This window comes from Kutzneria sp. CA-103260 (genome assembly GCF_018263855.1).
In the GTDB taxonomy this organism is placed as follows: domain Bacteria; phylum Actinomycetota; class Actinomycetes; order Mycobacteriales; family Pseudonocardiaceae; genus Kutzneria.
On the sequence record NZ_CP073318.1, the window covers coordinates 10,349,767 to 10,361,643 of the forward strand.

The following is an 11,877-nucleotide window of genomic DNA, read 5'->3' on the forward strand; positions in this document are numbered from 1 at the left end:
CTACCGCGCCTGAAGATGCTGCGGGAGCTGACCGACCGGGCCGTGCTGGCCGACGTCTTCGCCCACGGCCGGGTGACCCGCGTCGACCTGGCCGACCGTACCGGCATCTCCCGACCGACCATCTCCGAATCGGTCCGCCGGCTGGAAGCGGCCGGGCTGCTGACCGCGACCGGGTCACGGGAGACCGGCCAGCGCGGGCGGATCGCCACCTTCTACGAGCTGGGCGCCGACACCGGGCACGTCATCGCGCTCGAACTGAACCAGTTCGGCGTGCACGTCATGGCCTACGACCTGCGGCAGACGGCGATCGCCGAGCGGCGGGCCGAGCCGGGGGGCGACCTGGCCGACAAGGTCCGCACGACCATCGCCGGCATCGAGGCCCCCGGTCCGCTGCGGGCGGTGGCGGTGTCGGTCGCCAACCCGGTCGACCCGGCGACCCGGGCGGTGATCCCGCTGTCGGGATCGCCGTTCCCCGAAGGCTTCGTCCGCCTCGACGACGTCGTCGACGCGCCGTTGGTGGTGGACAACGACGTCAACTGGGCGGCGCTGGCCGAACGGCGTGAGGGCGCGGCGAAGGAGGCCGCCAGCTTCGCCTACGTGCACGTGGGGGCGGGCATCGGCATGAGCCTCTGCCTCGGCGACCAGCTCGTCCGCGGCGCCCACGGACTGGCCGGCGAAATCGGCTACCTCAAGGACGACAACGACGTCACGCTGACGGATGCCTTGCTGCGTCAGGGATTCGGCACGCCGCCGGCGATCGACGTGCCGACCGTGCTGGCCGGCGACAAGCAGGCGTTCGGGGCCGCGATCGGCCGGGCGGTCGCCTCGGCGTGCACGGTGTTCGACCCCGAACTGGTCCTGTTCGGCGGGCCGCTGGGCGGCCATCCCGAGATCCTGCCGCACATCCGGGCCGCGCTGGACGGCGCGACGCCGGCCCCGATGCGGGTCGCGGCCGGCGAATTCGGCGACGCCGCCCCGATGCGGGGCGCCCTGGCCTGGGCCGTCGACCATGGGCGCGACCAGCTGCTGGCCTAGTCGTCGTACGGGTCGACCGGTTCCTCCACCTCCTCGGCCGGCTCGATCACCGAGAACGTGGCGCCCTGCGGGTCGGTCAGCACGGCGACCCGGCCGTAGGCGGAGTCGAAGGGTTCCACCACAACGGTTCCCGCCTGCCGGCGGGCGCAGCGGGCCGCTTCGTCGGTGTCGGTGACCTGGAAGAACACCATCCAGTGCGGCGGAGTGCTGGCGGGGAACTCCTGGCCCATCCGGTATCGGCCCAGCACGGCTTCGCCGTTGAGCCACCAGACGGTGTAGTCCAGGTCGACGCCGTCGCCGACCTGGCCCTGGCTGTAGCCGAACAGGCCGCGGAAGAACTTGTCCGCCAACTGGCCGTCCCGCGTGTTCAGATCGGCCCACTCGAAGCAACCCGGAATCCCGTACGCCAGTGTGACATCCGGTCTCGGCGCGCTCAGCGCGATCAGGCCGCCGCTGGGGTCCTCGGCGATCACGGTGCGGCCCTCCAGCGGGCCGCGCACCACCCGGCCCCCGTGTTGGCGCACCCGTTCGGCGGCTATCCAGGGATTGCGGATGGCCAGGTGCAGCCGCCATTCGTGGCGTCGCCCGGGATCGATGCCGGCGGCCACCGCGTCCGGGCCGACGTGGGCGAGGGCGCCCCCGCGTTGGTCCACTGTGTACCGCCAGCCGAGCAGCGCGGCGTAGAAGTCGCGGCTGGCGGGCGGATCCGTGCTGTCGAGGCCGACCCAGCACGGGGTTCCGGAGAGGAGGCCGTTGGTGTGCGGCATGGCGCACCTCCTCGCGTGTTCACGGCGTGTAGTCAATAGTTGACACAGCATCATCCCCATGGCAAGCCGCCACATGATTGGCTTGTGCCATGGGGATGACGTGGGTGCCGCAGCTCGCGGCGCGGATGAGGGCCAGACTGACAGCCGTGCACGTGCTTCCCAGCCCCAACATCTGGCAGTGGCCCGAGCTGTACGCGGTGGAGAACCGCGCTCAGGACAGCACCGGTGAGATCTGGCGGGCGCTGCGCGCCGAGTGTGATTGGCGCGGGCTCGACGTCGTGGACGTCGGCTGTGGCGACGGCTTCCATCTGCCGGTGTTCGCCCAGGACGCCGCGAGTGTCACGGGCGTGGAGCCGCACCCGCCGTTGGTGGAACGGGCCAAGGCGCGCACGCGTGACGTGGACAACATTCGAGTGCATGAGGGCGGCGCTCAGCGACTACCGCTGTCGGACGGCTGCGCGGATCTGGTGCACGCGCGGACGGCCTACTTCTTCGGGCCCGGCTGTGAACCCGGGCTGACCGAGGCGGATCGGGTGTTACGGCCGGGCGGCGCCCTGGCGATCGTCGACCTCGACGGCGCCGCGCCGCCGTACGGACGGTGGCTGTGCGATGACGTCCGTGGCTACGATCCCGTTGCGGTGCAACGGTTCTTCGACGAACAGGGATTCAGCACCGTGCGGATCGCCACGGTGTGGCGGTTCGAGCGGCGAGCCGACCTGGAAGCCGTGCTGCGTATCGAGTTCGCGGCCAAGGTGGCCGAGCGGGCCATCGCGGAGACGGCCGGCACGGAGATCCCGGTCGGCTATCGGCTGCACGTGCGGCGCAAACCGACCGGGATCATCCTGTTGTGATTACATCGCCGATCAAATCGACTCAGTGTCATCGTCGTCGACGTCCTCGGCGAGCAGGCCGTAGACCCGGCGCTTGGCCTCGTTGATGGCGTCGACGGCGCGGGACTTCTGGTCCTCGGTGCCGGCCTGGGTGATCTGCTCCACGGCCATGAACAGCTGCCGCAGGGCGGTGTGCAGCTCGCGGACCTCGTCGGCCTCGCCGACCGCGTCCGCCCACGGCTTGGCCTCGCCCAGCTTGGCCGCCTCGGCCCGGCCGGACTCGGTGAGCGTGAACAGCTTCTTGCCGCTGGCCGCGTCCGCGATGATCAGGCCCTCGTCGTCGAGCATCTGCAGCGTCGGGTAGACCGAGCCGGGGCTGGGTCGCCAGACGCCGTTCGTGCGCTCGCCGAGTTCCTGGATCATCTCGTAGCCGTGCATGGGACGCTCGGCCAGCAGGGCGAGCACCGCCGCGCGGACGTTGCCACGGCGCTGCCGGCGGCCGCCGCGACGACCGCCGCGGAAGCCGGCCATCGCGCCGAGCGCGCCCGGCCAGGGGCCGCCCGCCGCGAAGGGCATCGGGCCCATCGGCGGCTCCGGCCGCTGCGGCGGGGTGTGGTGCGGGAAGCCCGGCAGCGTGCCGAACCCGTGTTCGTGCTGGAAGTGAGAGTGATGCCTGCGCATGATGCGCTCCCTTCGGGGTGGTGTGTCGTTCTGACGACGCTAACGATATATCGCTGACATATCGCGATACAACGGCCGATAGTGTGACCCGTGTCACGTTCGCTGGCGTGGGAGAATGGGTGGGTTATGACTGCGCTCCCCCTTGTCTTCGATGCCCCTCGTCGCGCCATGCCGCCCCGGCACCTGGCCGACATGTCCGCGACCGAACGCGCCCAGGCCGTCGCCGACCTGGGGGAGAAGCCGTTCCGGGCCAAGCAGCTGTCCAACCACTACTTCTCCCGGCTGACCGTCGACCCGGCCGAGATGACCGACATCCCGGCCGCCACGCGGGAACGGCTCGTCGGCCAGCTGATGCCGAGCCTGCTCACCGAGGTGCGCAAGCTCAGCTGCGACGACGGCACCACCCGCAAGACGCTGTGGCGGGCGCACGACGGGACGCTGCTGGAGAGCGTGCTCATGCGCTATCCCGACCGGGCCACCCTGTGCATCTCCAGCCAGGCCGGCTGCGGCATGGCCTGCCCCTTCTGCGCCACCGGGCAGGGCGGGCTCACCCGCAACCTGTCCACCGCCGAGATCGTCGACCAGGTCCGGGCCGCGGCCGCCGCCATGCGCGACGGCGAGCTGCCCGGCGGTCCCGGCCGCCTGTCGAACATCGTGTTCATGGGTATGGGTGAGCCGCTCGCGAACTACAAGCGGGTGATCGACGCCGTGCACCGCATCTGCGACCCCGCCCCCGACGGCCTCGGTATCTCACAGCGCTCCGTCACCGTGTCGACCGTCGGGCTCGTGCCGGCGATTCGGAAGCTGACCGAGGAGGGCCTGCACGTTCGGCTGGCCGTCTCCCTGCACACCCCCGATGACGAGCTTCGCGACACTCTCGTCCCCGTCAACACCAGGTGGAAGGTGTCGGAGGTTTTGCAGGCCGCTCGCGGCTACGCCGACAAGACCGGCCGCCGGGTGTCCATCGAGTACGCCCTCATCCGCGACGTGAACGACCAGGGCTGGCGCGCCGACATGCTCGGCAAGAAGCTGCACAAGCACCTGGGCCAGTACGCGCACGTCAACCTGATCCCGCTCAACCCCACCCCGGGTTCGAAGTGGGACGCCTCCCCGAAGCCCGTGCAGGACGAGTTCGTGCAGCGGGTCAAGGATCAGGGCGTGGAGTGCACCGTGCGCGACACCCGTGGCCAGGAGATTGCCGCCGCCTGCGGCCAACTCGCCGCCGAGGGTTGAGGTTCTGAGGCGGCGATTACCGCAGACTGGCGAGTAGCAGTTCCCCGACGAGAGCGACGGTGTCGGACGCAGTGTCGGCGCCTGCCGGGGTTGTTCGAACGAGGCGTAGCGTCCGGCTGGCGTTGTCGACGAACCAGGCCTGGACGTGCAGGGCGGCGTCATGCCTCAACTGACTGTCGGAAAATGCCAACTGCCTGCGAATCGCGGGACCGGTCTGTGGGTCGAGAGCGAGCCGGATGATGTCGAGGATATCCGTGGCTTCCTTGGTTTTCGAGCGGTTCGGCAATGCTTGGAGCTTCGTGGCTATGAGTGGCCCCGGTTCGGCCACCTTGACGGAGTGTTCGAAGGCCGTTCCACCCGCGGCGGCGCGGATCTGGAGTGGTGTCGCTGTCCTGAGAGCCCAGTCGTGAGCGAGAGCGTAGAGCCGGTCCGTAGGATCCTCCGACAGCTCGGCGAGTTCCCGTTCGCTGATCTCGAGAACGTCGATTCGGACTTCGCCGGACTCAGTGGTGATCATTGCCCCGGCACCGTCGATCGCAGTCGCGCCGCTGGCGAGTAGGACCTCCAACTGGCCTCGTTCGCCATCTGCGCGTCGGTTCACGGTGTCGACGTCAGTGGTGACGCGGTGGGCGGCCGTGCCGAGGCGAGAGAGCACAGCCAGGCCGCCGACGAGCGTGACGGGTCGGCCCAACCGATACTCGACCTCGGGAATCGCTTGCAGAAGCGCGAGTGTGACCTGTCCGAACAGGTCAACCCGTGTGGGCGGATCACCAGACACGGGTCACGTCCGCAGGTGGCGTCCAGCCGTCCAGAATCTCGCGGCCACGGCCAGGGTCGGCTGCCAGGTCGAGCGCGACGAACAGCGGATGAGCCAGCGGCCAGCGTGTCGCGGCGTCTCGGGCTGGCCGGCGGGTTGCGCACACCTGGCGTACCGGTGCTATGTGCAGGGTCGCGCCGCGGGCCGCTTCCGATGTGGGAACGCCGAGCATGGTCGCGGCTCTATGAGCTATCGCCTCGTCCGGGACGTAGAAGTCCGGCGGATAGTCGGCGCGGACTCCCGCCGGTGCGCCGTAGGCGGCTGCGGCCAGCGTGTCGGTGAGCGCCCAGCCGCTGCTGCCAACCACGTCGTCCCAGGCCGTGCGTAGGACTCCGGTGATCGCCGGATCATGGAGCAGGTCAATTCTGCTGACTGCGATCGTGGCCGGCCGCCACGCATCGGCCGTTTCCCAGAACAAATCGGGTACGACCGGGAGATGTCGATCGTCGACCAGTTGCGCGTTCTGCAATGCGGAGACCGCGGCGGAGATGCTGCTCGGAGACCGACTGAGCTCGCGGGCGAGTCCGCGAATCGAGGCAGGTCGGTCGGGAACAAGCAGTAGGGACGCTGCGACCTCAAGCGTCACCTTGCCGGCGAACACTCGCGAGGGTCGCATGGGCTGAGACGTCGCGGGCACCTTGGTGTCGATGTGCACACCCGGGCTGGACAGACGTAGATGCCCACGCAGGTCGAGCCAGCCCCAGCCGCTGTCGGTCAAGAGCTGCCGAGCGCCGGAGACAACCCGGTCGGCGATGACCAGGCATGCTGGGCCGTGGTCTGATGAGGCAACCGGCGGTGTGCGAAGCCATTTGGCCACGATCTCCGGCGTGGCGGTCGCGACGACCTTGATGTTCACGGCCAGCGGTGTTCCGTGAACATCAAGCACCAGGTCGGCTTGAGGATCGGATGCCGCTGGCGGTGTGGCATTGATGCCTACTGCCGCAAACGCCACTATGGCGGCGTCCAGCGCGGTTCGCGGATCGGTGGGCACAGCCCGATGGTCGTAAATGTTCGGTGTCATGTCAATACCGAACACCGAACATCTTCGGTGTCATGTCGGCGGGGATGGGGTCACATGATGCTCTGACCTGCGTGAACTGGTTCGGCAAGTGCCGTGTCCGCTGCCGGAGGAGAGACACTCGCCGGCTATCCCAGCGTGATGGTGCTGGATCCCTGGAGCACAAGGACATGAGCCGCATCTGAGTACGGCTCATGTCCGAAGTGGACAGCTCAGACGACCTCGGTGAGCCGGCCGGTGGCGACGTCGAAGACGAAGCCGCGGACCTGGTCGGTGTGGGGGACGAAGGGGCTGGCCTTGATGCGGGCGACGGACTGGCGGACGTCGGCGTCGAGGTCGGGGAAGGCCTCAGCTGCCCAGGTGGGCTTGATGCCGGTCTCGGTCTGGATGCCGGCCCTGAACTCGTCGTCGGTGAAGGTGAGCATGCCGCAGTCGGTGTGGTGGATGAGGATGATCTCCCGGGTGCCGAGCAGGCGCTGGCTGATGGCCAGGGAGCGGATCTCGTCCTCGGTGACGACGCCGCCGGCGTTGCGGATGACGTGCGCCTCGCCCTCGGCCAGGCCGAGCAGGGCGTAGACGTTGAGCCGGGCGTCCATGCAGGCGACGACGGCGATGTGCTTGGCCGGCGGCAGGGGCAGTGGCCCGGTGAAGGTTGAGGCGTAGGCGGCGTTGTTGGCGAGCAGTTCATCGGTGACGGACATACCTGTGGTCCTTTGCTCGAAAAGGAGACAGAGACACACGTAGGCCGCGCCCACGACAGGTGGGGCGCGGCCTAGTGACAGGCTTCGTCGAACAGACGGACGCGCCGGGTGGGCCAGAAGGCCTCAAACGACGTCACGCCCATCGCGTCAGTGAACTGAACCAATCAGCGCATGCGCAAGCACGCATCCGCCCATCCCAAGGGATGGTCAGCGACGCCAGGCGGTGCGGCTGCGGATGCGGTCGACGATGAGCGCGATCACGATCACCGCGGCGGTGGCGATGAGGTAGATGTCCTCGATGTGCCCGCGGTGGTTGCCGATCAGCATCAGCAGCATGGCCACGGCGGTCAGCCAGCCGGCGATCCGGATGCCCTTGGGGAAGGTGCCGTGCCAGCCCCACTCCACCGACGGCTCGTCGTGCGGGTCGACGACGCTCCCCGGACGCTTCTCCAACTCCGAAGACGCCACGATCGCTCCTGGTCTGACGAGGGTCCGAACGCCCTCCATGGTCGCATACGGGGGTGACGGCGCGCCCAGGCGGGTGGCCCGCCGGGCACGCCGTCCGGCGAGGGACTAGGAGCGCGACCGGTTGCCGCGCAGCAGTCGGAACACGCCCAGCACGATGACCGCGCCGAGGATGGCCAGCAGCCAGGTGCGCAGGTCGAAGAAGCCGCCGAGGTTGACGTTGAACAGGGTCCGGCCGATGAAGCCGCCGAGGAAGCCGCCGACGATGCCGAGCACCGCGGTCAGGATGATGCCGCCGCCGTCGCGGCCGGGCATGATCGCCTTGGCGATGATGCCGACGATCAGGCCGAGCACGATCCACGCGATGATGCCCACAGGGTCACGCTCCTTTACTCACGGCCGGTCTGTCCGGTCCGTACGCCACACAGATGTACCCCGGCGGACGATCATCACGCACCTTTTACCAACTCGTTATCATCCGACTGTGCTGTTCCCGACCGCCCGGAATCGGCGAGAATGGTCGTGATGGACACCGCGAACCCGCGGGTGCTCGTGCTCGGCTCGACCGGCTCGATCGGCACCCAGGCCCTTGACGTCATCGCCGCCAACCGAGACCGCTTCCACCTGGCCGGCATCTCCGCCGGCGGCTCCGACCCGACCCTGCTGGCCCGCCAGGCCCTCGACCACGGCGTCGAGGCGGTCGCGGTGACCAGGGCGACGGCGGTGGAGGACGTGCAGCTCGCCCTGTACGCCGAGGCCCAGCGCCGCGGCTACGACAAGGGCGAGTTCCGGCTGCCCCGCCTGCTGGCCGGCCCGCAGTCCAACGAGGAGCTGATCGACTCCACACCGGTCGACGTCGTGCTCAACGGCCTGCCCGGCTCGCAGGGCCTGCAGCCCTCGCTCAAGGCCCTGGCCACCGGCGCCCGGCTGGCCCTGGCCAACAAGGAGTCGCTGATCGCCGGCGGCGCGCTGGTGCTCAAGGCGGCCAAGCCGGGCCAGTTGGTGCCGGTGGACTCCGAGCATTCGGCGCTGGCCCAGTGCCTGCGCGGCGGCTCCGAACAGGAGGTCGCCCGCCTGGTGCTGACGGCCTCCGGCGGCCCGTTCCGCGGCCGCAAGCGCGCCGACCTCGCCGACGTGACGGTCGAGAAGGCGATGGCCCACCCGACCTGGGCGATGGGCCCGGTGATCACCATCAACTCGGCCACCCTGATCAACAAGGGCCTGGAGCTGATCGAGGCCCACCTGCTGTTCGACGTGCCCTACGACCGCATCGACGTGGTCGTGCACCCCCAGTCGATCATCCACTCCATGGTCACCTTCGTGGACGGCTCGACGCTGGCCCAGGCCTCCCCGCCGGACATGCGGCTGCCGATCTCGCTGGCCCTGGGCTGGCCGGCCCGGGTCGCCGGCGCGGCCAAGGCCTGCGACTGGTCCAGCCCGGCCAGTTGGACCTTCGAGCCGCTGGACAACGAGACGTTCCCGGCGGTGGAGCTGGCCCGTTCGGCCGGTCGGACCGGCGGCTGCCTGCCGGCGATCTACAACGCGGCCAACGAGGAGTCGGTGGCCGCCTTCCTGGCGGGCAACGCTGCCTTCACTTCCATCGTGGACACTGTTGACCGGGTGCTCACCGAAGCCGACCAGTGGCGCGGGGAACCCGCCGATGTGGCCGAGGTGCTGGCTGCCGAGGACTGGGCCCGCGCGCGAGCGCGCGAGCTGGTCGCGCGGCCGGTCGGTTCGGGAAGGGACTAGATAAGGTGCTGTACGTCCTGGGTGTGGTGCTGTTCGCGCTGGGCATCGGCATCTCCGTCGCCCTGCACGAGTTCGGCCATCTGCTGACGGCCAAGGCCTTCGGCATGAAGGTGACCCGGTACTTCATCGGCTTCGGCCCGAAGATCTGGTCGTTCAAACGCGGCGAGACCGAGTACGGCTTCAAGGTCATCCCGGCCGGCGGCTTCTGCGAGATCGTCGGCATGACCGCGCTGGACGAGGTCGCGCCGGAGGACGCGCCGCGCGCCTTCTACCGGCAGAAGACCTGGAAGCGGGTCATCGTGCTGGCCGCCGGCTCGATCACGCACTTCATGATCGGCCTGATCGTGCTGTACGTGGCGGCGGTCACGCTGGGCCTGCCCAACACCCAGAACCTGCCGATCGTCGGCCAGATCAGCCAGTGCGCGCAGGCCACCCAGGATCCGGCCACCGGCAACTACAGCCCCTGCACGGCGAGCGACCCGGCCCCGGCCAAGGCCGCCGGCCTGCAGCCCGGCGACCAGATCCTGTCGGTCGCCGGCAAGGCCACGCCGACCTACAACGACATGGTGAACGTCACCCGTGACGCCAAGGGCCCGACGCCCTTCGTGGTCGACCGGGGCGGCCAGCAGCTGACGCTGTCCGTGGACGTGGCCACCGTGCAGCGCATCCTGGACCCGACCAAGCCGCTGGGCGCCAACGACCCGACCGGGCCGGTGGGCGCGATCGGCATGTCGCCGTCCAGCACCATCACCTACGGCGCGATCGCCGCCTTCGGCGCGACCGGGGAGTTCACCGGGCAGCTGTTCGGCAACGTGTGGGAGGGCCTCAAGGCGCTGCCCACGAAGATCCCGGCGCTGATCAACGCCATCGGCGGCGGCCAGCGCGACCCGAACGCCCCGGTCAGCGTGGTCGGCGCCAGCCTGATCGGCGGCCAGGCGGCCGATCTCGGGCTGTGGTGGTTCTTCGTGATCCTGTTGGCCAACCTGAACTTCTTCGTCGGCGTGTTCAACCTGCTGCCGCTGCTGCCGCTGGACGGCGGGCACATCGCGGTCAACCTGTACGAGCGGGTGCGGGACGCGGTGCGCAAGTGGCGGGGCAAGCCGGCCGGCGCCCCGGTCGACTACATGAAGTTGCTGCCGCTGACCTATCTGCTGGTGCTGGTGGGTGGCGCGTACACCCTGTTGGCCATCACCGCGGACATTGTGAATCCGATTCATCTGTAAACGCTGGGTCGAACTGGTGGTGACGCTACGTGTCCGTTCGTAGCGTCACGTAGCCGTGGTGCGCCTGCTGGACCGTTCAGACGGTAAGTTGTAGGCGTAGAAGGCCCCGTCGATCTGAATGGATCAGCATGGTTGTCAGCCTTGGTATGCCTGCGACGCCTCCTCCCGTACTGAGCGAGCGGCGGCGGACCCGGCAGCTGCACGTCGGCTCGGTCGGCGTCGGCAGTGACTTCCCCGTCTCGGTCCAGTCCATGACCACCACGCTCACCGCCGACGTGAACGCCACCCTGCAGCAGATCGCGGAGCTGACCGCGGCCGGCTGCGACATCGTGCGGGTGGCGTGCCCGTCCCAGGACGACGCCGACGCGCTGCCGGCGATCGCGAAGAAGTCCTCGATCCCGGTCATCGCCGACATCCACTTCCAGCCCAAGTACGTGTTCGCCGCGATCGAGGCCGGCTGCGCCGCGGTCCGGGTGAACCCGGGCAACATCAAGAAGTTCGACGACAAGGTCCGCGAGATCGCGCAGGCGGCCAAGGACCACGGCACGCCGATCCGCATCGGCGTCAACGCCGGCTCGCTGGACCCGCGGCTGCTGCAGAAGCACGGCAAGGCCACCCCGGAGGCGCTGGTCGAGTCGGCGTTGTGGGAGGCGTCGCTGTTCGCCGAGCACGACTTCCACGACATCAAGATCTCGGTCAAGCACAACGACCCGGTGGTCATGGTGCGGGCCTACGAGCTGTTGGCCGAGTCCTGCGACTACCCGCTGCACCTGGGGGTGACCGAGGCCGGCCCGGCGTTCCAGGGCACGATCAAGTCCGCGGTGGCGTTCGGGGCGCTGCTGCGCCAGGGCATCGGCGACACCATCCGCGTGTCGCTGTCGGCGCCGCCGGTGGAGGAGATCAAGGTCGGCACGCAGATCCTGCAGTCGCTCAACCTGCGTCCCCGCAAGCTGGAGATCGTGTCCTGCCCGTCGTGCGGCCGCGCGCAGGTGGACGTCTACAAGCTGGCCGAGGAGGTCACCGCCGGTCTGGAGGGCATGGAGGTGCCGCTGCGGGTCGCGGTGATGGGGTGTGTGGTCAACGGTCCGGGGGAGGCCCGCGAGGCCGACCTGGGTGTGGCCTCGGGCAACGGCAAGGGGCAGATCTTCGTCAAGGGCCAGGTCGTCAAGACGGTGCCGGAGCACCAGATCGTGGAGACCCTGATCGAGGAGGCCATGCGCATCGCCGAGGACATGGAGCCGGTGGACGGCGCGTCACCGGTCGTCACCGCATCCTGAGTTCGCTCGATCACACGGGCGGCGCCGCAGGGCGTCGCCCGTGTCGTCTGCCCCGGTGCCTAAGATCCGCTAAGTGGGTGC

General features: G+C 69.3%; 13 protein-coding genes. 6 read left to right on the forward strand and 7 right to left on the reverse strand.

Annotated features, from left to right (window positions below):
- The first annotated feature begins 15 nt into the window (after positions 1-15).
- Complete coding sequence (locus tag JJ691_RS46515; protein WP_211765768.1) at positions 16-1,035, forward strand: ROK family transcriptional regulator; 1,020 nt, start codon at positions 16-18, stop codon at positions 1,033-1,035.
- Here the strand turns inward: JJ691_RS46515 and JJ691_RS46520 are convergent.
- The gene (locus JJ691_RS46520) at positions 1,032-1,802 is read right to left on the reverse strand and encodes a VOC family protein (protein ID WP_211765769.1); all 771 of its coding nucleotides are present in this window, start codon (positions 1,800-1,802) and stop codon (positions 1,032-1,034) included. The genes JJ691_RS46515 and JJ691_RS46520 overlap by 4 nt on opposite strands.
- A 125-nt stretch (positions 1,803-1,927) precedes the next feature.
- Here JJ691_RS46520 and JJ691_RS46525 point away from each other — a divergent pair, with 125 nt between their 5' ends.
- Positions 1,928-2,653 carry a class I SAM-dependent methyltransferase gene (locus tag JJ691_RS46525; protein ID WP_211772161.1) on the forward strand — a complete coding sequence of 242 codons (726 nt, stop codon included), beginning with the start codon at positions 1,928-1,930 and terminating at the stop codon, positions 2,651-2,653.
- A gap of 12 nt (positions 2,654-2,665) precedes the next feature.
- On the opposite strand, the gene JJ691_RS46530 is transcribed toward JJ691_RS46525, so the two are convergent.
- Complete coding sequence (locus tag JJ691_RS46530; protein WP_249227468.1) at positions 2,666-3,313, reverse strand: PadR family transcriptional regulator; 648 nt, start codon at positions 3,311-3,313, stop codon at positions 2,666-2,668.
- Between the two features lie 126 nt (positions 3,314-3,439).
- Between JJ691_RS46530 and rlmN the strand changes: the two genes are divergently transcribed.
- The gene (gene rlmN / locus JJ691_RS46535; protein ID WP_211765770.1) at positions 3,440-4,546 is read left to right on the forward strand and encodes a 23S rRNA (adenine(2503)-C(2))-methyltransferase RlmN; all 1,107 of its coding nucleotides are present in this window, start codon (positions 3,440-3,442) and stop codon (positions 4,544-4,546) included.
- Between the two features lie 16 nt (positions 4,547-4,562).
- On the opposite strand, the gene JJ691_RS46540 is transcribed toward rlmN, so the two are convergent.
- The 5 genes from JJ691_RS46540 to JJ691_RS46560 all read right to left on the reverse strand — a co-directional run bounded on the left by JJ691_RS46540 (position 4,563) and on the right by JJ691_RS46560 (position 7,922).
- Positions 4,563-5,324 (reverse strand): hypothetical protein, encoded by a 762-nt coding sequence (locus JJ691_RS46540; RefSeq protein WP_211765771.1) that lies wholly within the window; start codon positions 5,322-5,324, stop codon positions 4,563-4,565.
- A complete protein-coding gene (locus JJ691_RS46545) occupies positions 5,314-6,384 on the reverse strand; it encodes a hypothetical protein (RefSeq protein ID WP_211765772.1) in 1,071 nt (356 codons plus the stop codon). Before JJ691_RS46545 ends, JJ691_RS46540 begins: the two co-directional genes overlap by 11 nt.
- Before the next feature lie 209 nt (positions 6,385-6,593).
- Positions 6,594-7,082, reverse strand: a complete 489-nt coding sequence (locus JJ691_RS46550; protein WP_211765773.1) for a beta-class carbonic anhydrase — start codon at positions 7,080-7,082, stop codon at positions 6,594-6,596.
- 207 nt (positions 7,083-7,289) lie between these two features.
- The gene (locus JJ691_RS46555; protein WP_249227469.1) at positions 7,290-7,550 is read right to left on the reverse strand and encodes a DUF2631 domain-containing protein; all 261 of its coding nucleotides are present in this window, start codon (positions 7,548-7,550) and stop codon (positions 7,290-7,292) included.
- A gap of 105 nt (positions 7,551-7,655) precedes the next feature.
- A complete protein-coding gene (locus tag JJ691_RS46560) occupies positions 7,656-7,922 on the reverse strand; it encodes a GlsB/YeaQ/YmgE family stress response membrane protein (RefSeq protein WP_211765775.1) in 267 nt (88 codons plus the stop codon).
- 150 nt (positions 7,923-8,072) lie between these two features.
- Between JJ691_RS46560 and dxr the strand changes: the two genes are divergently transcribed.
- The 3 genes from dxr to ispG all read left to right on the forward strand — a co-directional run bounded on the left by dxr (position 8,073) and on the right by ispG (position 11,796).
- Complete coding sequence (gene dxr / locus JJ691_RS46565; protein ID WP_211765776.1) at positions 8,073-9,296, forward strand: 1-deoxy-D-xylulose-5-phosphate reductoisomerase; 1,224 nt, start codon at positions 8,073-8,075, stop codon at positions 9,294-9,296.
- Positions 9,297-9,301: 5 nt separating this feature from the next.
- Complete coding sequence (locus JJ691_RS46570; protein WP_211765777.1) at positions 9,302-10,519, forward strand: M50 family metallopeptidase; 1,218 nt, start codon at positions 9,302-9,304, stop codon at positions 10,517-10,519.
- A 128-nt stretch (positions 10,520-10,647) separates the two neighbouring features.
- Complete coding sequence (gene ispG / locus JJ691_RS46575) at positions 10,648-11,796, forward strand: flavodoxin-dependent (E)-4-hydroxy-3-methylbut-2-enyl-diphosphate synthase (protein WP_211765778.1); 1,149 nt, start codon at positions 10,648-10,650, stop codon at positions 11,794-11,796.
- Positions 11,797-11,877 lie beyond the last annotated feature (81 nt).